At 70.8% G+C, this 21,794-nt stretch carries 21 protein-coding genes; 13 read left to right on the top strand and 8 right to left on the bottom strand.

Annotated elements, in window-relative coordinates:
- Positions 1–5: 5 nt before the first annotated feature.
- Positions 6–869, bottom strand: a complete 864-nt coding sequence (gene folP / locus ACYVL2_RS03730; protein ID WP_460540324.1) for a dihydropteroate synthase — start codon at positions 867–869, stop codon at positions 6–8.
- Between the two features lie 50 nt (positions 870–919).
- Between folP and ACYVL2_RS03725 the strand changes: the two genes are divergently transcribed.
- From ACYVL2_RS03725 to ACYVL2_RS03680, 10 genes are all read left to right on the top strand, one after another.
- Positions 920–2,179: a M18 family aminopeptidase gene (locus tag ACYVL2_RS03725; RefSeq protein WP_460540322.1), complete on the top strand. Its 1,260-nt coding sequence runs from the start codon at positions 920–922 to the stop codon at positions 2,177–2,179.
- 181 nt (positions 2,180–2,360) lie between these two features.
- Positions 2,361–2,525: a hypothetical protein gene (locus ACYVL2_RS03720; protein WP_460540320.1), complete on the top strand. Its 165-nt coding sequence runs from the start codon at positions 2,361–2,363 to the stop codon at positions 2,523–2,525.
- Positions 2,526–2,558: 33 nt separating this feature from the next.
- The gene (locus ACYVL2_RS03715) at positions 2,559–5,096 is read left to right on the top strand and encodes an FtsK/SpoIIIE domain-containing protein (RefSeq protein WP_460540318.1); all 2,538 of its coding nucleotides are present in this window, start codon (positions 2,559–2,561) and stop codon (positions 5,094–5,096) included.
- Complete coding sequence (locus ACYVL2_RS03710) at positions 5,093–5,728, top strand: GtrA domain-containing protein (RefSeq protein ID WP_460540316.1); 636 nt, start codon at positions 5,093–5,095, stop codon at positions 5,726–5,728. The genes ACYVL2_RS03715 and ACYVL2_RS03710 overlap by 4 nt, the downstream gene beginning before the upstream one ends.
- Positions 5,729–5,745: 17 nt before the next feature.
- Positions 5,746–6,069, top strand: a complete 324-nt coding sequence (locus tag ACYVL2_RS03705; protein ID WP_460540314.1) for a DivIVA domain-containing protein — start codon at positions 5,746–5,748, stop codon at positions 6,067–6,069.
- A gap of 17 nt (positions 6,070–6,086) precedes the next feature.
- On the top strand, positions 6,087–6,575 hold the full coding sequence (locus ACYVL2_RS03700; protein ID WP_460540313.1) for a hypothetical protein: 489 nt from the start codon (positions 6,087–6,089) through the stop codon (positions 6,573–6,575).
- Positions 6,576–6,748: 173 nt separating this feature from the next.
- Complete coding sequence (locus ACYVL2_RS03695; RefSeq protein WP_199036980.1) at positions 6,749–6,916, top strand: DUF3117 domain-containing protein; 168 nt, start codon at positions 6,749–6,751, stop codon at positions 6,914–6,916.
- Between the two features lie 161 nt (positions 6,917–7,077).
- Positions 7,078–8,352: a S1C family serine protease gene (locus ACYVL2_RS03690; RefSeq protein ID WP_460540310.1), complete on the top strand. Its 1,275-nt coding sequence runs from the start codon at positions 7,078–7,080 to the stop codon at positions 8,350–8,352.
- Between the two features lie 66 nt (positions 8,353–8,418).
- A complete protein-coding gene (locus ACYVL2_RS03685; protein ID WP_460540308.1) occupies positions 8,419–8,901 on the top strand; it encodes a Sec-independent protein translocase family protein in 483 nt (160 codons plus the stop codon).
- A gap of 53 nt (positions 8,902–8,954) precedes the next feature.
- A complete protein-coding gene (locus ACYVL2_RS03680; RefSeq protein ID WP_460540306.1) occupies positions 8,955–9,311 on the top strand; it encodes a VOC family protein in 357 nt (118 codons plus the stop codon).
- Between the two features lie 53 nt (positions 9,312–9,364).
- On the opposite strand, the gene ACYVL2_RS03675 is transcribed toward ACYVL2_RS03680, so the two are convergent.
- From ACYVL2_RS03675 to ACYVL2_RS03660, 4 genes are all read right to left on the bottom strand, one after another.
- On the bottom strand, positions 9,365–9,877 hold the full coding sequence (locus ACYVL2_RS03675; RefSeq protein ID WP_460540304.1) for a DUF4190 domain-containing protein: 513 nt from the start codon (positions 9,875–9,877) through the stop codon (positions 9,365–9,367).
- Positions 9,878–10,000: 123 nt separating this feature from the next.
- The gene (locus ACYVL2_RS03670; RefSeq protein WP_460540302.1) at positions 10,001–11,074 is read right to left on the bottom strand and encodes an amidohydrolase family protein; all 1,074 of its coding nucleotides are present in this window, start codon (positions 11,072–11,074) and stop codon (positions 10,001–10,003) included.
- Between the two features lie 6 nt (positions 11,075–11,080).
- On the bottom strand, positions 11,081–12,613 hold the full coding sequence (ffh, locus tag ACYVL2_RS03665) for a signal recognition particle protein (protein ID WP_460540300.1): 1,533 nt from the start codon (positions 12,611–12,613) through the stop codon (positions 11,081–11,083).
- 140 nt (positions 12,614–12,753) lie between these two features.
- Positions 12,754–14,052 (bottom strand): ammonium transporter, encoded by a 1,299-nt coding sequence (locus ACYVL2_RS03660; RefSeq protein WP_460540298.1) that lies wholly within the window; start codon positions 14,050–14,052, stop codon positions 12,754–12,756.
- A 743-nt stretch (positions 14,053–14,795) separates the two neighbouring features.
- On the opposite strand from ACYVL2_RS03660, the gene ACYVL2_RS03655 reads away from it, so the two are divergent.
- The 3 genes from ACYVL2_RS03655 to ACYVL2_RS03645 all read left to right on the top strand — a co-directional run bounded on the left by ACYVL2_RS03655 (position 14,796) and on the right by ACYVL2_RS03645 (position 17,265).
- The gene (locus tag ACYVL2_RS03655; protein ID WP_460540296.1) at positions 14,796–15,839 is read left to right on the top strand and encodes a LacI family DNA-binding transcriptional regulator; all 1,044 of its coding nucleotides are present in this window, start codon (positions 14,796–14,798) and stop codon (positions 15,837–15,839) included.
- 110 nt (positions 15,840–15,949) lie between these two features.
- A complete protein-coding gene (gene mscL / locus ACYVL2_RS03650) occupies positions 15,950–16,333 on the top strand; it encodes a large conductance mechanosensitive channel protein MscL (protein WP_460540294.1) in 384 nt (127 codons plus the stop codon).
- A gap of 140 nt (positions 16,334–16,473) precedes the next feature.
- A complete protein-coding gene (locus ACYVL2_RS03645) occupies positions 16,474–17,265 on the top strand; it encodes a VOC family protein (protein WP_460540292.1) in 792 nt (263 codons plus the stop codon).
- A gap of 84 nt (positions 17,266–17,349) precedes the next feature.
- Here ACYVL2_RS03645 and ACYVL2_RS03640 read toward each other — a convergent pair whose 3' ends face one another.
- The 3 genes from ACYVL2_RS03640 to fxlM all read right to left on the bottom strand — a co-directional run bounded on the left by ACYVL2_RS03640 (position 17,350) and on the right by fxlM (position 21,721).
- Complete coding sequence (locus tag ACYVL2_RS03640; protein ID WP_460540291.1) at positions 17,350–18,393, bottom strand: PI-PLC domain-containing protein; 1,044 nt, start codon at positions 18,391–18,393, stop codon at positions 17,350–17,352.
- Between the two features lie 198 nt (positions 18,394–18,591).
- Positions 18,592–20,376, bottom strand: a complete 1,785-nt coding sequence (locus ACYVL2_RS03635) for an ABC transporter ATP-binding protein (protein WP_460540289.1) — start codon at positions 20,374–20,376, stop codon at positions 18,592–18,594.
- A gap of 112 nt (positions 20,377–20,488) precedes the next feature.
- The gene (fxlM, locus tag ACYVL2_RS03630; RefSeq protein ID WP_460540287.1) at positions 20,489–21,721 is read right to left on the bottom strand and encodes a methyltransferase, FxLD system; all 1,233 of its coding nucleotides are present in this window, start codon (positions 21,719–21,721) and stop codon (positions 20,489–20,491) included.
- Between the last annotated feature and the right edge of the window lie 73 nt (positions 21,722–21,794).

The following is a 21,794-nucleotide window of genomic DNA, read 5'->3' as shown; positions in this document are numbered from 1 at the left end:
GCAGTTCAGAGGCTCCGGTGGGGGTTCTTCGGGGGGCGCAGGCCCTGGATCGAGGCGACCATGTCGAGGACCTCGCGCGTCGCCGCCACATCGTGGGCCCGGAAGACCCTCGCCCCGTGCCAGGCCGAGACCGCGGTGGCGGCCAGAGTCCCGTTGAGGCGCCGATCCACCGGCAGATCGAGCGTCTCCCCGACGAAATCCTTGCGCGACAAGGCCACCAGCGTCGGCCAGTCGGTTCCGGTCAATTCGTCGAGCCGCCGCGTCAGCTCCAGCGAGTGGTAGGTGGTCTTCCCGAAGTCGTGCGTCGGGTCGATGAGGATCCCGTCGGCCCGCACCCCGGCGTCCACCGCGGCCTCGGCGCGGCCCACCAGTTCGGCGGCCACCTCGGCGACCACGTCCCCGTAGACCGGCCCGGCGGCCACCGTGCGGGGCTCGAGACCTCCGGTGTGGGAGCAGACCAGGCCCGCCCCGGTGTCGGCGGCGACCTCCACGATCTCCGCATCCCAGCCGGCCCAGGTGTCGTTGATGAGCTCGGCGCCCACCGCCACCGCCTCGCGCGCGACCGCTGAACGCCAGGTGTCGACCGAGATCACCAGCTCCGGATAGGCGTCGTGCACGGCCTCGATGAACGGCACCACCCGCCGGATCTCCTCGTCCACCGACACCTCGGGCCCGTCCCCGGCCTTGACACCGCCGACGTCGACGATGTCGGCGCCCGCGGCGACCGCGCCGCCGACCGCGGCCATCGCCGCGTCGAACTCGAAGGTCGCGCCCGAGTCGTAGAAGGAGTCGGGCGTGCGGTTCACGATCGCCATGACCGCGTAGTCGCCCTCACTGAACACCCTTCGTCCCAATTTCAACGCGCGCATTCATCTATGCTGTCAGCCGCGCCCGATTCCCGCCAGTGAAGGAGCCCCCGATGCCTCGGTTCGACCGGTCTCACACCGACGACCTCGCCGAATTCATCCGCCTCTCCCCCACGCCGTACCACGCCTGCGCCGTGGCCGGAGCGCGCTTGGAGGAGGCCGGATTCCGGCGGCTGCGCGAGACCGACGAATGGCCCCGCGAGCCCGGCGGCTACTACGTGATCCGCGACGGCTCGATCATCGCCTGGCGGGCCGGCGGCGAGAAGCCCAGCGGCTTCCGCGTCTTCGGCGCGCACACCGATTCGCCCACGTTCAAGGTCAAGCCGCGCCCGGACACCGGCAGGGACGGCTGGAAGCAGGTGGCCGTCGAGGTCTACGGCGGCGTGCCGCACCAGACCTGGCTCGACCGCGACCTCGGCGTGGCCGGCCGGCTGGCCATGCGCGACGGCTCCGAGGTCCTCGTCCACGTGGACCGACCGCTGCTGCGCATCCCGCGCCTGGCCATCCACCTCGACCGAGCCACCAACGACGGCCAGAAGCTCAACGCCCAGTCGCAGCTGACGCCGGTCTGGGGCCTCGGCGAGCCCCGCGACGGCGAGTTCCTGGAGTTCGTCGCGGGAGAGGCCGGCGTCGACGCCCGCGACGTGCTGGGATTCGACCTGTTCACCGCCGCCTGCGACCGCCCGTCGTACCTGGGCAAGGACGACGAGCTGTTCGCGGCCTGGCGGCTCGACAACCTGCTGAGCACGCACGCGGGGCTGGCCGCCGTCATCGCCGCCGACGACACCGAGCAGGTGCCGGTGTTCGTCTCCTTCAACTACGAGGAGATCGGCTCGATGACCTACTCGGCGGCGCAAGGCCCGTTCCTCGAGGGCGTCTTGCACCGGCTCATCGGCGACGACTTCGAGTCGTACGCCCGCGCCATGGCCGCCTCGGAGATGATGTCGGCCGACACCGGCAACGCCGTCCACCCCAACTACGCCGAGAAGCACGAACCGGGCCACAAGCCGGTCCCCGGCGGCGGCCCGATGATCAAGATGAGCGCGAACCAGCGGTACGCCACCGGCGCCGAGGAGCAGGCGATGTTCGTCCGCGCCGCCGAGCACGCGGGCGTCCCCTGGCAGTACTACGTCAACCGCAACGACATCCCCGGCGGCACCACCATCGGCCCGATCTCCGGCACGCAGCTGGGCATGCTCACCGTCGACGTCGGCGCGCCGATCCTGTCGATGCACTCGGCGCGCGAGCTGTGCGGCGCCGCGGACCCGCACTTCCTGGCCGACCTGGCGCTCGGTCTCTACACCCACGCCTGATCGACTCCCTTTTGACGTCCTCCCGCCCGAGGGCCGGGGTTTTCCTGCCACCCGCAAGGTTGCGGCTCCCGGTTGGTTCCTGCTTCGACCCCGCGGTAGCCGGCGGTGCTGGTCTTATGCCGGGTCCACGGGCATTGGAGCGGATCACAAGCATCCCCGTGGCAGGCATGCGATTCCAGCGATGCATGTGCATCTGGCCTTCGCGACCGGACACCAGCGCAGTGTCTTCGACGAGGCCGTGCTCGACCAGTGCGAGCGCGTCATGCGCAAGGTCTGCGAGGACTTCCGGTGGGGCGCGTTTCATCCCCGCCCTGAAGGACGGTGCTTCCACAGCAAGGACCGGTAAGCTGTCATGGGCGGCTTTTCGAGGGAGGCAGCGTTGAGTTGGCGGACCGAATTGGAGCGCGCGGCGCAGGCGCTGCGCCACGTCGCCGGAGCCGCCGATCGCGCCGAACGTCTTCTGGCCGAAGAGGAATCGCACCTCGCCGCCACTGACACCACACGGCGGCGCCGCGAGCTCGCCGAACGTCTGCGCGAGGCCGCGGGCCGGGCCGCGACCGGGTGGCTGGGCGAGGAGCTCCACACCGTCACCGGTGACACTCCAGTGTGGCTGGACGAGCCCCGTGGCGGCGCCGTCCGGATCGGCACCGCCGAACTCGACGGCGAGCCGGCGTTCCCGGCGCTGGTCGACCTCCTCGGCGGAGGCCACCTCGCGGTCGACACCGATGCGGCCGACACTCGCGTCGGCGGCATGCTCCAGAGCCTGCTGGTTCGCCTGGCGGCGGCCTACCCGGGGCTGGAGCTGAGCCTGGTCGACGGTGTCACGCTCGGACAGGTCTTCTCGCCGGCCGCGCCGCTGATCGACGCCGGCCTGGCCGAGCCGGTCGCCACCGACCACATGTCGCTGGGCCGAGTGCTGACCACGGCCGAGAAGCGGCTGTCGGAGATCCGCGACATCGCGGCGCGCGGCGGGTCGATCGCGAACCGCCCCTACCACCTGATCGTGATCGCGGGTTTTCCGCCGCAGGTCGGCAAGGCCGTCCGCGAACGGATCGCCGCGCTCGCCCACGCCGGTCCGGCCGCGCGCTGCCACCTGGTGGTCTGCGGTTGGCGCAAGCCGCCCGGCGCCGACACGCTGCCGGCGCTCGAGCACGCGACCCACCTGCGCTGCGGGGACGACGGCGCCAGGGTCGGGGGCCTGCCGCTGCCGGTCCGGCTCGACCAGACGCCGTCGCCGAGCCTGACCCGCGCGGTCTTCGACGCCCGCGCCGACCAGCGTCGCGAGTCCGCCACGCTCAGCGTCGCGGATCTGGTTCCGGCCGAGTTGTGGAACGAGTCCAGCCGGGACGGCCTGACCACGGTCATCGGCCGCGACCCCGGCGGCGACGTCACCGTCTCCTTCGACGACGCGACCCCGCACTGGCTCATCGGCGGGCGCACCGGCGCCGGGAAGACCGTGTTCCTGCTCGACGTCCTCTACGGCCTGGCCACCCGCTACTCCCCCGACGAGCTCGAGCTGTACCTCCTGGACTTCAAGGAGGGCGTCTCGTTCACCGAGTTCACGCCCAGCGCCGTCGACGAGTCGTGGATCCCGCACGTCCGCGCCGTCGGCGTCGAGTCCGACCGCGAGTACGGGGTCGCCGTGCTCGAGGCGCTGCGCTCGGAGCTGTCGCGCCGCGCTGGACTCATGAAGCGCGCCGGGGCGACCCGGCTGGCGCGGCTGCGCGAGCTGCGCCCCGAGGCGCGCCTGCCGCGCATCGTGGCCGTGGTCGACGAGTTCCATGTCCTGTTCTCCGGCAACGACCGCCTCGCCCGCGAGGCGGTCGCGCACCTCGAGGAGCTCGCCCGCAAGGGCCGCTCCTACGGCGTCCACCTGGTACTGGCCTCGCAGACCATCTCGGGCATCGAGGCGCTGTACGCCAAGAAGGACTCGATCTTCGGGCAGTTCCCGCTGCGGGTGGCGCTTCCCGGCTCCAAGCACCTGCTCGAGGACGGCAACGACGCCGCGGCGACGATCTCGGTGGGGCAGGCCGTGGTCAACGACTCCGGCGGCGCGCGCGGCCGCAACCGCACCTGCGCGTTCCCCGACTCCTCGGCGGCCGAGGACCTCCTGGCGGGCCTGCGGCGGAACCTGTGGGAGCGGCGCGAGTCCGACGCCGCGCCGGTGGTCTTCCGCGGCTTCGACGAGCAGCACCTCACCGACGACCCGTCCTACGCGGCCCTGAGGCCGAACCCGGCGCCGCGGGCGCTGCTGGGCCGGGCGGTCGACGTGGACGTCTCCACCGTCGGCTACCACTTCGACCGGAGCCCGGGCCGCCACCTGGCGGTGCTCGGGACCTCGCCGGTGGCCGCCGACGTCCTCGCCGCCGCGGCCGTGTCGCTCGGCAGGCAGCATGAGCCGGGATCGGTCGAGTTCCAGTTCGCCGCCACCGCCGTCGGAGCCGAAGATGTGGCCGACGGCGCGATCGCCGCCTTGGAGACCGACGGGCACCGGTGCCGCCGCCTGGCCCCCGGCGAGATCGTGGCCGCCGAACGCGACGTGCCGACCTACCTGGTGTGGTTCGGCGCCGACGGGGCCGACGGCAAGCCCATGGCGCTGCGGCGCCTGCTCATGCACGGGCCCGCCGAGGGCGTCCACCTCATCGGCTGGTGGCGCGGCGCGCGGCGCTTCCTCGACGACATCGGCGGCACCTCCGGCCGCGAGCACTGCTCGGGCGTGGTGGCGCTCAACATCGCCGCCTCCGACCTGGGCGCGGTCACCGGGGACGCCAACAACGGCTGGGAGGCGCGGACCAACCGCTGCCTCGTCATCGACCGCCACGCCGGTTCGCAGACGCTGGCGGTCCCGTACGTGCGGCCCGGGCGGCTCGACGAGTCCGGACCGATGCGGCAGTCGCGAACGGAGGGTCCTCGGTGAGCGGATTGAGCGCCTACAACGACCTGGTCCACCGGCTCGAACGGCTCGACGCCGACACCTCGGCCAGTTCCGAGCGGGCCGTCCAGCGGCTCGAGCGGGGCCGACGGTCGCTCGAGGAGCTCCGAAGCGCCCTCGACGAGGAGGTCGCCTCGCTGGCGGAAGGCTGCGCGGCGCTGCGTCGCCAGGTGCCGGACCTCGCGCCCGAACCGGTCGAAGGGGACGACTTCGCGACCGTCGTCAAGGACGCCCGGGTGCGCCTGCGCGAGGCGGCCGACGCGCGCCGGGACGCGATGCGCTCGGCGCAGCGGCCGACGTTCCTGCCGCGGGTCCACCACATCGTCCGCGAGCTGATCATCTACGGCGGCGCCATGGCAGTGTGCTTGGCGGGTCAGCTGATCTGGCTGAACGCCACCGGAGGCGGCGACTCGATCTGGTGGGTCGCGTTCATCGCCCCGGTGCTCGCCACGCTCGTCGGGTATGTCCTGGTAGGAGTCGCCAACAAGCCGCGCATGCCGATGGTCGACCGGGCCGGCAGGGCGATCAAGCCGGTCGTTCCCCACAACCCGCGTCTCGGCGTGACTTTGGCGGTCGTCACAATGGCGCTGTTCGCCTATCTCGCGTTCATCGCATAGTCACTGAGGAGGATGCAGTGGGCCGGTTGGTATCGGAACTCACGGACGTGGCGCTGCCGGTCGTCGTCGCGGCCGTCGGAGTGTGGATCGCCTTCTCGATCGTCGTGTGGGCCACCGGAGACAGCACGCTGCGGGACGACTCGACCGAGGACGAGCCCATCGGGCTGCCCGCCGACGGGCCGGTCGAGGAGTCCGACGTCGGCGCACTGCGCTTCGACACCGGTCCGCGCGGCTACCGCACCGAGCAGGTCGACGCGGCGCTGCGGCGCCTTGCCTGGGAGATCGGCCGACGTGACGAACGCATAGCCGAGCTGGAGGCAGCCCGTTCCACCGCGGAGTGACGTGGTGGGATAGGCGCATGCGTTACTGGCTGCTGGTGCTGAATGAAGCCGATTTCACTGAGCAACAGGCCTACGAGGTCGACTCCGTCGAGCCCGCCGCAGGCCTGCCGGCGGGAGCCCGGGACGGCGACGAAGCGGCCCTGGCCGGCCCCGACGGCGTCTACGCGCTCGGCGAGGTCCGCGACGGCGCGGTGGCCTACCGGCGCCGCCTGGAGAAGTTCCACGGCATGGTCGACGCCGCGGAGGGGTGGACCGAGCTTGAACCGCACGCCTGGGAGGCGCTGGTGCGCGCGCTGCCCGATCCCGAGCGGCGCAGCGACTGGCTGGTGAGCCTCTCGATCCCGGTGGAGGCCGCCGACCGGGCCGAGGCGGTGCGCCACTTCTGGTCGTACGTGCGCTCCCTGGGGCCGACCGAGCTGCCGACCTTCGTCGCGCCGTACGGGCGCGAGATCGAGGGAACCGCCTTTCTGCTCGGCGTCGAACACGAACAGGATCCCGAGGAGTAAGGCCCACTGCCAGGGACGATTCCGTTTGCCCCATATGTCGCCCATAGGCGTATTTCGCAGCAACTTTGTCACATAAGCGGAGGGGCGAGTTGGCTCTGCCGCACGTCATCGGGGAAACTTGATCTAGAAACGTCGAGTCGCAACCTGCGACCTTGGATCGAGGGGAGACGAATATGGCGGCCATGAAGCCGCGGACGGGTGATGGTCCGCTTGAAGTCACGCAGGAGGGCCGCGGCGTCATTATGCGAGTGCCGCTAGAAGGCGGCGGTCGTCTGGTGGTCGAAATGACTCCGGAGGAAGCCGAGACGCTTCACAAGGAGCTCCAAGGAGCCCTGGAGTAGCACCTCAGCGAAGCCACCCCCAACGGCGGATACCCCACGCCGGACCAGACAGAGAACGCTCGCCTCAGATGCACGTCTGAGGCGAGCAACCGTTCCGGGACCGACCCGATCCTCTCTCGGATCGGTGTGCCATTCTTGCGCGCGTGGGCGACAATCGAGAAATGAGCTACGGCACCGACCGACCCCGTTCCACGCCTGGCGCCCAACCGCCCCGGCACGAGTCGGAGGCGGTCAACACCGCGCGGCAGCACTCGGCCTGGTGGCACCCCGAAGCCGAATCCGACCCCTGGCGCGACCCCTACAGCCACGCGGTCATCGAGACGCGGCCGGCCCCCGCCGCTCCCCCGATCGAGCCGCTCCCGCCGCACCGGGAGACCGCCGCCCGCACCGGCCTGGGCGTCGTCATCGCCGTGTCCGCGATCGTCGCGCTCATCGCCGGCACCCTCGGCTCGGCCATCGGCATCTGGGCCACCCGCGCCGACGTCCTCGGCGGCACCATCACCGGCGCCGAGCCGCGGACCGACCGCGACCCCGACTCGGTCGCCGGCGTCGTCGAAGGCCTCATGCCCTCGGTGGTCACCGTCCTGACCGCCGGCGGCGGCAACGGCTCGGGCTTCATCGTCAGCGAGGACGGCTACGTGTTGACCAACCACCACGTCGTCACCGGCGGCGGCACCGAACCGGCCGAGCAGCTCAGGGTCCTGTTCAGCAACGGCGAGCTCGCGACCGCCGAGGTCGTCGGCTCCGACCCCGACTCCGACGTCGCCGTGCTCGACCTGGAGGGCGAGGACCACCCCGCCATGGTCCTGGCCGACTCCGACCTGGTCGCCGTCGGCGACCCGGTCCTGGCCGTCGGCGCCCCGCTCGGCCTCTCCTCGACGGTCACCGAAGGCATCGTCTCGGCGATCGACCGGCCCGTGCTCACCCAGAACTCCAGCGGCGAGGTCGAATCGGTCATGGCCGCCATCCAGACCGACGCGGCCATCAACCCCGGCAACTCCGGCGGACCGCTGACCGACATCGGCGGCCAGGTCATCGGCATCAACACCGCGATCGCCTCCACCGCCGCCGACAGCGCCGAGGCCGGCAGCATCGGCATCGGCTTCGCCATCCCCATCAACCAGGCCAAACGCATCGCCGACGAGCTCATCGCCACCGGAACGGCCTCCCAGACGGTCATCGGCGCCGAACTCGGCGACTCCGAGCTGGGCGTCGGCGTCACCCTCGAGCGGATCGTCCCCGGATCGCCCGCCGAGAAGGCCGGACTCCAGGACGGCGACGTGCTCATCAGCTTCAACGGCAAGACCGTCACCGACAACACCGAACTGGTCGCCCTGGTCCGCAAGCTGGCCCCCGGCGACACCGTGACCGTCGTGTACGAACGCGACGGCGAGGAGTCCAGCGCACAGGTGACCCTCGCCGCCTCCGGCGACTGACGGGCCGCCTTGCCATCCGATCAGGCAAGCGAATACTCTTGGCAGAGAATCTTCAGTTCCTGAGAGGTGGACGTGTTCGGAAACATCGGCGGGACGGGCTTCCTGGTCCTGATCCTCCTCGCCATCTTCCTGTGGGGGCCCGACAAGATCCCCCAGGCGCTGGCGAACGTCCGCAACTTCATCGCCAAGGCCCGCAACATGGCGTCGAACGCCGCCGCCGATCTGAGCCGCGAGACCGGCATCGACGTCAAGCCCGAGGACCTGAACCCCAGGACGTTCGTGCGCAAGCACGTCCTGAGCGAAGAGGACCAGGAGATGCTCACCAACCCGCTCAAGTCCACGATGAAGGACCTCGAGGACACCACCAAGCCCCTCAAGGAAGAGCTGGAGACGACCACCAGGGGCCTCGACGAGGCCCGGCGCTCGGTCAACGGCCAGCGCACCAGGAAGGCGCCCTCGAAGGCCGTGACCGGCGAGGCGGCCCCGAAGGAAGAGGAGGCGCGCCCGGCCGGCGCCGAACGCGCCGCCGGCTTCGAGGACGTCACCTGAGTCGAATCCGCTGACCGTCCGCGAGTGTCGGAGTGTTCTGCGACACTTCGGAGATGATCGGAACATGGCACGGGCTCATCATCGACTGCCCGAATCCCAAGGAACTCTCCGCTTTCTACCGCGAAATGCTCGGCATGACCGAGGTCCAGGACGACGGCGACTGGGTCGTGATCGGCGACGCGCCCGACCGGCCCGGCATCGCCTTCCAGCTCGCCGAGGTGTTCACCCCGCCGACCTGGCCGAATCCGTCGGTGCCGCAGCAGATGCATTTCGACGTCAAGGTCGACGACCTCGACGAGGGCGAGCGGCAGGTCCTGGAACTGGGCGCGCGCCGCCTCGAAGGCGGCGGCGAGACCTTCCGCGTGTACGCCGACCCGGTCGGCCACCCCTTCTGTCTGGTGACCATGTGAGACACGACAGCGGCGCAGACCTGCCCAGGCCTGCGCCGCTGATGTACGTCTGATCACATGGTCGTGCTCGAGGCGGTCAGTCCGACGGCCCCCCACCAGATCCAGGCGAGGATCGCCAGAGCCAGGGTGATGGCGCCGAGGATCACGCCGGTGAGGGCCATGCCCTTGTTGGTCGCCTCCCCGCGGTTGGCGCGGGCGACGCCGACGCCGCCGAAGCTCACCGCCAGGACCGCCAGGACGATGCCGACGATGCCGCACCAGGCGAGCACGATCCCGATGATGCCGACGACCATGCCGGCGGTGCCGAGACCGTTCTTCGGCTGCGGCGCGGGCATGCCGCCGTACTGCGGGGGCATCTGCGGCTGCATGCCGGGCTGCCCGTACGGCTGCTGCGGCTGCCCGTAAGCGGGCTGCTGCGGTGGCCCGTATCCGGGCTGCTGCGGCGGGGGCTGCGGGCTGTAGCCTCCGCCCTGCGGGCTCGGGGGCTGGGAACCGGGCTGGCCGCCGTACGGGTCGTACTGGAAACCACCCTGGCCGGGCTGCTCCGGAGGCGGAGGATATGACATCGCTTCAACACTCTCTGCTGGGGCGGGATCGACACAGGAGTTCACCATATCCAACCCCCGCAACATCGAAGTTGCGAGGGCTGCTCACTCAAACACGCCGGCCGTGTTTCGCCGACCCCTGGTTCAGGGGCGGAGCACCCGGCCGCGCAGGATGATCAGGGCCGGGTCCCGGACGGCCGCGAGGTCGACCCGCGGGTCGCGCTCGTAGACGACGACGTCGCCGAGATCGGCCGGGAGGCCGAGCCATTCGCGGGCCTTCCAGGAGGAGGCGGCCACGACATCGGCGGCCGGGATTCCGGCCCGCGTGTTGAGGAGTTCCATCTCGGCGGCGGCCAGCCCGTGGTCGATGCCGCCGCCGGCGTCGGTGCCGAGGTAGACCGCCACGCCCGCTTCCCAGGCCGCCCGGACCACGTCGGCGAAGCCGGCCTTGAGGCGGCGCATGTGGTCGGCGTAGACCGGGAACTTGGAGTCGGCGCTCGAGGCGATGTCGTCGAAGGTCTCGATGTTGATCATGGTCGGCACCAGCGCGGTGCCCTGAGCGGCCATGCGGTCGAGCAGGTCCGGGGCGAGCCCGGTGCCGTGCTCGACGGAGTCGGCCCCGGCCTCGACGACGCAGGCCACGGCCTCCTCGGAGAAGGTGTGGACGGCGACCTTGGCGCCTTCGGCGTGGGCGGCCGCGATGGCGGCGGTGAGGATCTCGGGTTCGAAACTGGGCGCCAGGTCGCCTCGGGAGCGGTCGATCCAGTCGCCGACGAGCTTCACCCAGCCGTCTCCGAGCTTCGCCTGGCGGGCCAGCGCGGCCACGGCCTCGCCGGGTTCGCATTCGAGTCCGATGCCGCGCAGGTAGCGCTTGGAGGCGGCCACGTGCTGTCCGGCGCGGATGAGGCGCGGCATGCCGTCTTCGCCGACCAGTTCGGGGTAGGGGTAGGGCGATCCGGCGTCGCGGATGGCGAGGACGCCGGTGTCGCGGTCGGTGCGGGCGAGTGAGCGGGCCTCGTCGACCGAGGTGATGGGCGAGGCGCCGCGCCTGATGCCGATGTGGCAGTGGGCGTCGACGAGGCCGGGCAGGGCGTAGCCGGACTCGGCGACGGTCATCGCTCCGGGGACCGGTTCGAAGGTGATGCGGTCGCCGTCGACGTACAGGTCGCGCACGGTGTCATCGGGCAGCCAGACCGCCCTCAGGTGCAGGGGCCCCATGATCGGTCAGCGTTGCTTCTTCTGCTGCTTCAGGAACTGTTCGATGTCGACGTCGGGCAGGTCCTCTTGGTTGAGCTGGGAGAGGTCGGGCATCTGACCGCCGGGCATGCCGCCGGGCAGCTGCGGCGCGCCCTGGGCGCGGCCGGGGCCGCCGCGGCGCACGACCTTCTTCTTGCCCTTCTTGCCTTTGCGCTTGACCTTGTTCGACTTGGTGGCCTTGCCGCCGCCCACGCCCATGGCGCCGGTCATCTGGCGCATCATCTTCTGGGCGTCCTTGAACCGGGTGAGCAGTTGGTTGACCTCGGAGACGGTCACTCCCGAGCCGTTGGCGATGCGCAGGCGCCGCGAGCCGTTGATGACCTTGGAGTTGCGGCGCTCCTCGGGGGTCATCGAGCGGATGATGGCGGTGGTCCGGTCGATCTGCTTGTCGTCGATGGACTCGATCTGGTCCTTCATCTGGCCCATGCCGGGCATCATCTTGAGGATGTTGCCGATGGGCCCCATCTTGCGGATGGCCTGCATCTGCTCGAGGAAGTCCTCGAGGGTGAAGTCCTCGCCTTCGAGGATCTTCTGGGTCATCTCCTCTTTCTGCTCGGTCTCGAACGCGGCCTCGGCCTGTTCGATGAGGGTGAGCATGTCGCCCATGCCGAGGATGCGCGAGGCCATCCGGTCGGGGTGGAAGACGTCGAAGTCCTCGAGCTTCTCGCCGGTGGAGGCGAAGAGGATGGGTTGGCCGGTGACCTGGCGGACCGAGAGCGCGGCGCCGCCGCGGGAGTCGCCGTCGAGTTTGGAGAGGACCACGCCGGTGATGCCGACGCCGTCGCGGAAGGCCTCGGCGGTGTTGACCGCGTCCTGGCCGACCATCGCGTCGATGACGAAGACGACTTCGTCGGGGTTGGTGGCGTCGCGGATGTGGCGGGCCTGCGCCATCATCTCCTCGTCGATGCCGAGGCGGCCGGCGGTGTCGATGATGACGATGTCGCGGCCGGCCCGCTTGGCCTCGTCGATGGAGTCGGTGGCGACCTTGACCGGGTCGCCGACGCCGGAGCCGGGCTCGGGGGCGTACACGCTGACCCCGGCGCGCTCGCCGAGGATGCGCAGCTGCTCGACGGCGTTGGGTCGTTGGAGGTCGGCGGCGACGAGCATCGGCTCGTGGCCGTCGCCCTTGAGCCACTTGGCGAGTTTGCCGGCCAGGGTGGTCTTGCCGGCGCCCTGGAGGCCGGCGAGCATGATGACCGTCGGCGGCTGCTTGGCGTAGTTGAGGCGGCGGGTCTCGCCGCCCAGGATCGCCACGAGCTCCTCGTTGACGATCTTGACGATCTGCTGCGCGGGGTTGAGGGCCTTGGAGACCTCGGCGCCTTTGCAGCGCTCCTTGACCTCGGCGATGAAGGAGCGGACCACGGGAAGGGCTACGTCGGCCTCGAGCAGCGCCAAGCGGATCTCGCGGGCGGTGGCGTCGATGTCGGCTTCGGTCAGGCGGCTCTTGCCGCGAAGGGACTCGAAGATTCCCGACAGACGGTCTGACAAGGCGTCGAACACGTGTGAACCTCTCGGTGGTCAGTGAAGGTATCCCTACGAGCTTAACGGCCTGGACCCGGGAGGCGAAAAGAGACGGCCGCCCAGCCTCGCGGCCGGGCGGCCGTCCCAGGGTAAGGCGATGGGCGCGCCTCGGGCGTGTGTCAGGCCTTGACCGTCTCGGGCGCGTCGGCCGAGGAGGTCGGGGCCGTGGGCACGGCCTCGCCGTTGACCGGCAGGTCGTAGCCGGCCTCGCCGTGCTGGGCGGCGTCGATGCCGGCCAGTTCCTCGTCCTGGCTGATCCGGACGCCCATGGTGACCTTGAGGATCAGGCCGATGACGAGGGCCACGACGAACGAGTAGGCGACCACGGCCAGGACCGCGAGGGTCTGGTTGGCCAGGAAGCCGAAGTCGCCGCCGTAGAAGACGCCGCTGGTGCCGTCGGTGATGTCGCCGTAGGCGAACAGGCCGACCGAGATCGAGCCCCAGATGCCGGCGACCATGTGCAGGCCGACCACGTCGAGCGAGTCGTCGTAGCCGAGCTTGTGCTTCAGGCCGATGGCCAGCGGGCAGATGACGCCGGCGACGGCGCCGAGCGCGATCGCGCCGAGCGGCGTGACCAGGCCGGCGGCCGGGGTGATGGCGACCAGGCCGGCGATGACGCCGGAGCAGGCGCCCAGCACCGACGGCTTGATGCCGCGGATGCGGTCGACGACGAGCCAGGCGAGAATCGCGGCGGCGGTGGCGACCTGGGTGTTGAGCAGGGCGATGCCGGCGATCGCGTCGGAGACGAAGGCCGAGCCGGCGTTGAAGCCGAACCAGCCGAACCACAGCAGGCCGGTGCCGATGACGACCAGGGGCAGGTTGTGCGGCGCGAAGTTGCCGTCCTTCCAGCCGACGCGGCGTCCGACGACCAGCGCGAGGGCGAGCGCCGCGGCGCCGGCGTTGGCGTGGACGGCGGTGCCGCCGGCGAAGTCGAGCACGCCGAGCTCGCCGATCCAGCCGTCGCCCCACACCCAGTAGGCGACGGGGGCGTAGACGAGGACGACCCAGGCGACCGAGAAGACGACCCAGGAGGAGAACTTCATGCGGTCGGCGACGGCGCCGGCGATGAGGGCGACGGTGATGATGGCGAACATCATGCCGAAGGCCGACATCGCTCCGGTGGAGACGCCGGCGTCGTCGACGCCGAGTTCGGTCACGTAGCGCAGGCCGAAGGCGGAGTCGACGTCCATGCTGAACAGCTGGTTGCCGCTGCCGTCGCCGAGGGCGATCGACTCGCCGACCAGGACCCACACGATCGAGGTCGTGCCGATGGCCACCAGGCACTTGAGCATCATGTTGACGACGCTCTTGGCCCTGGTCAGGCCCCCGTAGAACAGGGCAAGGCCGGGGGTCATGAGCAGAACAAGGGCGGCTGAGATCAGGATCCAGGCGTTGTTGCCGGTATCGAGCTCGGGCATGGCCGCCTCCTCTCTCCAGAGATAGGTAAATGCGTGCTTCAGGTCTGGTTCCGGCTTCGAGGGGAGCGACGCTGCTCGGGATAGGTGTCACGCGCCGACCCGGGCCGTCATGGCCCTGTCGAGCCGTCGCCCGGGGGCGGCGGCAAGCGGTCGGCGCGTGATTCTCCTACCTACCGGAGTCCTGTCAGCTTCACTGCGACGTGTTTCGTGACCCGAGCCTTCGTGTTAAGAAGTTGTCGCGAAAGATTTCGAATGTGTGAACTCCGGCTCACACGGGCCGTTTCGGCCGGTACCGCAGTCGACGGTGGGGCTCCAGCGGCTGCCGTGACGGCCCGGCGGCCTCGGCGGGCTTTATCGGTTCATGACCGCGTCGTTACCGGATTGCGCCCCGGCGTGCTTGACCGGTGTCGGATGTGATCGATAATTTTGGTTTTTGTGCCAGATCCCGCAACGCCGCCGCATACCGCTTCACCACGGCTTCGAGGCGTCGGCGGAGCGGTCGGCGCGCTCCCAGGCGGTCCGGTCTCGGGCGGCACTGTCCCGTGCGAGTGGCCCGAACCGATCTACCCTTGCATCAAGCACTCGGACCCGACCCGCCCGTGCCGCGTTCCGGCGCGCCCGCCGGAACGCACCGGCCGGGCGCGACGCGACCGGCCGGCGACCTCGGGCGCCGGTCGGCCTCGGCGACCGGGTCCGACGCCGGATGGCGACCACAACCGCTGAATAGAAGGTGACCGACCGCAATGACCGCTGAGAAGAAGGCAGCCAGCATCTGGGACGTGGCGAAACTCGCCGGCGTCTCGCACCAGACCGTGTCTCGGGTGGTCAACAGCTCGCCCCGGGTCGCCCCCGCCACGCGCGACCGCGTCCTGGCCGCCATCGACGAGCTCGGCTACCAGCCCAACAGGCTGGCCCGCACGCTCGCCGGCGGCGCGGCGCAGTCGGTCACCGTCCTCACCGCCGACACCTCCCTGTACGGATCGGAGGCCTCGCTGCGAGGCATCGAGAAGGCCGCCCGAGCCGCGGGCTGGTCGGTGTCGATCTCGGTGCTGGACCCCGAGGAGACCCACTCGGACGCCAGCATCGTCGCCCGCCTGCCGCGGGCGGGCGAACCGACCATCATCGTCGCCCACGACGAGGCCGGCATGCGCGCCCGCCGCACGCTCCTGGCCGCCCAGCCGCAGGCCATGGTCGCCATCGGCGAGTACACCGGCAAGGAGAACGACGAGCCGTGGCTCATCGGCCTCGACGACGGCGCCATCGCGGCCGAGGCCACCCGCTACCTGCTCGACCTGGGCCACCACACCGTCCACCACGTCGCGATCCCGACCGCGCTGGGCACCGAGGCCGACCGCAAGTCCCACCGCGCCGAAGGCTGGGCCGAGGCCCTCCGCGACGCGGGCAGGCCGGTGCCGCACATGGTCCACTCCGGCTGGACCGTCCCCGAGGCGTTCCAAGCCGTCCAGCCCCTGGTCAACGACGACTCGGTCACCGCCATCCTCTGCGGCAACGACGACCTGGCGCTGGCGGCGCTGCGCGCCGCCCACCTGCTCGGCCGCGACGTGCCCGGCGACCTCAGCATCATCGGCTTCGACAACTCGCCGTTCACCGCCTACACCACGCCCGCGCTGACCACCGTCAACCAGGACTTCGAGAACGTCGGCCGCGGCGCCTTCGAGCTCCTGCGCCACCGCCTCGACAGCTCCATCCCCCGGCCGCGGCCGATCTGGCAGGCGCCCGAGCTGGTCATCAGGGAGACGACCGCCCCGCCGAAGCAGCGCCGGTAGACCCCCGCAGGCGCCCTCTCGCGCGCGCTACTCACCCTGGAGGATGAAAACATCCCGGTAGCGCACCCGCGACGGGCGCGCCGGGCGCGTCCGGTGCCAGACTCTTGGCCATGATCCAAGGTTTCAAAGACTTCCTGATGCGCGGCAACGTCGTCGAGCTGGCCGTGGCCGTGGTCATGGGCGCGGCGATGACCGCACTGGTCGGCTCGTTCGGCGAGGCGTTCCTCAATCCCCTGATCACCCTGGTCACCGGCGGCGCGGAGACCGGCGGCAGCTTCACCGTCAACGACGTCGAGTTCCCGTACGGCACGTTCGTCAACGGGCTCCTGGTCTTCTTCTTCACCGCGGTGGCCGTGTACTTCGTGATCGTGGTGCCCTTCAACCGGCTCCGCGAACGGTTCGTGACCGCCCAGGAGGAGGCACACGCCGAACGCGAGGAGCAGATCGTGCTCCTGGAGCAGATCCGCGACCTCCTGCAAGAGCGGCAGCGCTGACTCGACCCGCGCCGGTTCGCGGCCACGGCACCGAACCGGCGCGGCCGGCGGACGCGAATCGGCCGAACCGCTGCGAACATCGGGGCCTCGTGCCAACGTGAGCTTGTCCGCACATGCTCACCCGCGAAGGAGCGGCCACCATGCCGACACCCGTACCCATCGGTGCTCCCACCTGGGCCGACTCCCTGTCGGCCGACATCGCGACCGACGCCGCGTTCTACCGGCGGCTGTTCGGCTGGACCGCGGCCGACTCCGGCGAGGACGGCTACCACTACCACACCTTCTTCAAGGACGGCCGGGCCGTGATGGGCGTGGCCCCGGCTCCGCCCGGCGAGGCGGCCAGCCGCACCTGGAACCTCCACTTCCGCATCGGGAACTGCGCCGAGGCCACCGCCGAAGCGGCCCGGCTGGGCGGCAAGGTGGCCATGGAGCCCACCGACTTCTCCGACCAGCTCCGCTTCTCGATGATCCTCGATCCCAACGGCGCCGCCTTCGGCCTGGTCGAGCCGGTCGACGCCGCGGCCGCCTTCGAGGCGTTCGGCGAGGTCGGCGCCGTCTCCTGGGCCGAATACGGTGTCGACGGCGTCCCGTCCGAGGCCATGCGGTTCTACGCCGACCTGCTGGGTTGGGAGGTCACGGTGCCGCCGTGGGAGTCACCGGACAACCCCCGACCCTATGCGGCCGTGCGCACCGCCGAGGGCGAAGGCGAATTCGGCGGCTGCCACGCCCTCGACGAGGGCGACGACGAACCGGCGCAGTGGTACGCGATGGTGCGGGTCGAGGACGTCGAAGCGCTGTGCGCCAAAGCCACCGAGCTGGGAGGCTCGGTACCCGGCCCGCCGGTGGAGGTGCCCGGCGCGAAGATCGCCGGGATCGCCACGCCGACCGACACGATCGTCAGCGTCACCGAGTACGTCGACTTCGCCGAGTGATCCCCGGCGCCCGGGCGTGCCGAGGGGCCGCCCCCGGCGGCTGGGGCGGCCCCTCGGCGCTGTGTCGAGTCCCGGGGCAGGGCTCTATCGCTTGTCTCGAACCCAGATCGCCTTGTCGGGGAAGTCGCTGAAGACCGCGTCGACTCCCAGCGAGTAGATCAACGCGAACTCGGCCTTGTAGTCGCCCCACTTGCCGGGCTTGGAGCCCTTGCGGAAGTCGGCCGGCAGGAACGTGTTCTCGGTGCGCAGGGTCCAGACGTGGACCTGCAGGCCCCGCTCGTGGGCCCGGTCGACCACATCGGTCGGCTCGAGCAGGAAGCCGTCGGCGTCTCGGGGAATGATGCGGTCCTTGGAGAGGCTGATCGTGTCCAACGTCGCGGCGTACCGGTCGAGGTCGGCGTCCGAGATCGGTCCCGAACCGCCGATGTTCAGGCCGATCGGGTTGTCGATCATGGTGTCGATCTCGATCAGGCTCGCGTAGTCGAACGACTGGACCCACACCGGCGAGTCGGCCCGGTCGAGGCCCCGTTCGGCGAGGGTCTCGGCGAGCGCGGCCTCGATGCTCAGGCCCATCGGCTCGTAGTAGGCCGGGTGCTTCATCTCCGGGTAGGTGACGACCTCGCGGTCGAGCCCTTCGACGTAGTCGAGGATCTCGTCGTAGGTCACCAGCTGGAACCGTCCGTCCCACCGCGCGCTCTTCGGCCGCAGATCGGGCAGCCGCTCCTCGGCGCGCAGCGTCTTGAGCTCGGCGACGGTGAAGTCCTCGGCGAACCAGTCGGTGACCAGGCGGCCCTCGACGTCCTTGGTGGTCTTGCGGTCGGCGAACTCGGGGTGGTCCTCGACGTCGGTGGTGCCGCCCAGCATCGGCTCGTGGCGGGCCAGCAGTTCGCCGTCGGCGGTGAGCACCAGGTCGGGCTCGATGACGTCGGCGCCCATGTCGACCGCCAGCGCGTAGGCCTCGAGCGTGTGCTCGGGGAGGTGGCCGCTGGCGCCGCGGTGGGCGATGATGATCGGGTCGGCGTCGGAACGGTGGTCGGGTTCGGCGGCGGCCGGGTCGGCGGCGAAGGCGATCGCGGCGCCGGCGGCGGCGATCGTGGCGAGGCCGCGCAGGAAGCCCTTGCGGGACATGCGGTCTCCCTCTCTTCCATGGTCTCGGGGTCGGGGAACTTCAGTCAATCGGCCCCGCCCGTCGAGGACCCTTCCCGGCTGTGAACGCCGCCTGAACAGTGCCCGAAATCACCTCGAAGGAGGTCCGGGACGTGCGGGCGACGGACGCGACGAGCCGCCGCGCCCCGCGGCACGGCGGCTCGATTATCGTTGCGGCCCTTACTCGGCGGCGGTCAGGAGCTGCTGGGCGGCCAGGTCTCGGTAGAGCTCGTCCCGGTCGACCAGCTCGGCGTGGGATCCGACCGCGCGGACCTTGCCGGCGTCCATCACCACGATCTGATCGGCACTGGTCACCGTGGACAGGCGGTGGGCCACGACCAGCACGTTCGTCTCCTCGGCGGCGTCGAGCATCACCTGCTTCAGCGCCGCCTCGTTGGTCGCGTCGAGCTGGGAGGTGGCCTCGTCGAGCAGCAGCAGGCGCGGCTTGCGCAGCAGGGCCCGCGCGATGGCCACGCGCTGGCGCTCGCCGCCGGAGAGGGTCGTGCCGCGGTAGCCGATCGCCGAGTCCAGTCCGTCGGGCAGCCGTCCGACCAGTTCGGTGAGCCTGGCGCGTTTGAGCACGTCTTCGATGTCGGCGTCGGTCGCGTCGGGAGCGGCCATGGTGAGGTTTTCTCGGAGTGTGCCGTGGAGGACCGGCGCGTCCTGTTCGACGTAGCCGATCATGCCGCGCAGTTCGGCCAGGGACCAGGAGGTCACCTCGCGCCCGTCGACCTTCACCGAGCCGCTCGTGACCGGATAGAACCGCTCTATCAGGGAGAACACGGTGGTCTTGCCGGCGCCGGAGGGACCGACGAGCGCGGTCAGGCCCTTGCCGCTGGATTCGAAGGTGACGCCGTGGTGGACCAGCGGGCCGTCGTCGCCGTAGCGGAAGGTGACGTTCTCGAACGAGACGCGGGCCGGGCCGCGGCGGTTCTCGGCGCGGGAGCCGTTCGCCGGCTCCTCGGCGTCGAGACCCGCCACGTCCTCGACGCGTTTCACCGCCGCCAGGCCCGTCTGCAGCTGCGAGAGCGAGGCGACCAGGCCGTTGACGGGCCCCATGAGGTAGAAGAGCAGCAGCAGGAAGCCGATCAGGGTGCCGACGTCCATCGCTCCGGAGGCGACGCGGGCCCCGCCGACGCCGAGCACCATGAGGAAGGCGATGTTGATCGGCAGCCAGGCGGCGACGCCGGCGAGACCTTCCCACAGGGAGGCGGTGACGCCTTTGTCGCGGGCGGTCTGCGCGGCCTGGTCGAGGCGGCCGATCTCGTGCTCCTCGGCGCTGGAGGCCTTGACGGTGCGGAAGGCGCTGAAGATCCGCTCCAGGAGCGATCCCATTTCCCCCAGGGCCTGCTGCGAGTCGACCGTGGCGTTCTGGATGCGCGGCATGATCACCATCATCGTGATCGTCACCAGGACGACCATCGCCATCGTGGTGCCGAACAGGACCAGGTCGAGCCAGGCCATGAGGGCGATGCCGCCGAGGATCATGAACGAGTCGGTGACGCCGCCGATCACGGTCGTGCTGGCGACGGTGCGCAGGAGGTTGGTGTCGGAGGTGAGCCGGGAGACCAGGTCGCCGGGGCGCAGCCGGTCGACTTCGGCGACCTGGAGGCGCACCAGCCGGCCGATGAGCCGCTTGCGCACGCTCAGGACGACGTCCTGGCCGGCGATCTGCATCAGATAGGGGCCCAGGGCGGTCAGGACGCCGCCGACGACGACCACGCCCGCCAGGAGCAGCAGCGGGTCACGCAGGGAGGTGTCGTTCGCGAGCGCGTCGATGACGTCCATCGCGATGAGCGGCTGGATGAGCCCGGTGATGCCGCCGGCGAACGAGAGCGCGCCGCCGATGAGCAGCAGGCGCAGGTGGTGGCGGGCGTACGACCACAGTCGGGTGATCGGCGCCTTCTCGGGTGGTGCTGGGGTCTCCGTGGCCGGGGTGGGAACGGCCGTGGCGGTGTCGGACATGTGGTTTCCTCGCTGGGTGTGGGCGGTCCTCTCAGACGCTACCGCGGGGCTGCGACGCCCGCGTCCCACCGAGGTCGCGGTCCGGTCTCCTCCGCTGGGCGTAGGACCCCGGTCAGGCGAGGCGGATGGCGAGCCGGCTGTGCCGCTTGGGGACCACGAAGCGTCCCTCGATCGGCGCGCCGGCCCCGGCGCGATGCGCCTCGATGCGGAGCCGGACACCGCCGCGGCACTCGCGGTCCCAGATCGCCATCTGCTCGGCGACCTTCCGGGCCAGCGCGGTGCCGCCGGGCCCGTGCCCGCGCACCCCGAGTTCGAGACCGCTCCCATCGGGGCCGCGGCGGCAGGCCACGTACGCGAAGTCGCGTCCGTCGACCACCGCCGGGTTGGCCCAGCGCAGCAGCAGCCGCAGCTGCCCGTGGTCGCCGAAGGGCGCGCTCATGCTCCCGTAGCCGGAGAAGGCGCAGGCGAGCCAGAGCGACAGCTGAGCGGTCTCCTCGCCGCCGCGGATCCGCACCGGGGTCCAGACCGTGGCGCCCCTGGTGTCGAGGACGCCTGCGGCGCCGGCGGCGTCGACCTCCTCGTCGGCGTGGAAGGTGATGAAGCGGCCCTGGGCCAGTTCGACGGTCTGGCTGTCGTGCGCGCCGATCCCGCGCATGGGCATGAAGCCGCAGCAGATGATCGAACGGCTCTGCATGGTCCCGCCGACGTAGTCGAACGCGATCGAGTGCTCGGAACTGCGGATCTGCAGGGGCGCGACGAGCCTGCCGCCGTCGACGAGCTGGTCCCACCACGCCGCGGGCAGGTCCCAGGTGCCGACCGTGGCGATGATCCTGTCGTAAGGCGCCGCTTCGGGCAGACCGAGCTCGCCGTCGCCGTGGGCCACGGTGACCCGCTCGCAGCCGAGCGAGTCCAATGCGGACCGGGCGCGTCGCACGGTGTCGGCGTCGAGGTCGACGGTGGACACCGACCCGGCCGGCCCGGTCAACTCCGCCAGCAGGGCGGCGTTGTAGCCGGTTCCGGCGCCGATCTCGAGCACGCGGTCGCCGGGGCGGACGTCGAGCTGCTCGAGCATCTGGGCGACGATGGCGGGCTGGGACGCGGAGCTGACGGCGTCGCCGTCGCTGTTGCGTTTGGTGACGATGACCTCGTCGGAGTAGGCGGTCTTGACCGGGACCTCGGGTATGAACCGGTGCCGGGGCACGGTGAGCATCGCCTGGGCGACCGCGTCGGACTTGACCGCTCCGCGCTCGCGCAGCCGCTCGACCAGGCGGATCCGCCTCGTCCGCGCCTCGTCACGCGACCGCCGACGCGCTTGGTCACCGGTGGTACCAGCGTGCTCACTCACATGCACCAGCCTACGTCCACCGACGTGTGGAGGGCCTCCCCCAGTTCAGTCCGCGGCGTTCCCCGGGGCCGGC

The organism is Glycomyces halotolerans, from assembly GCF_054779575.1.
This window is presented reverse-complemented; position numbering and strand designations above follow the sequence as displayed.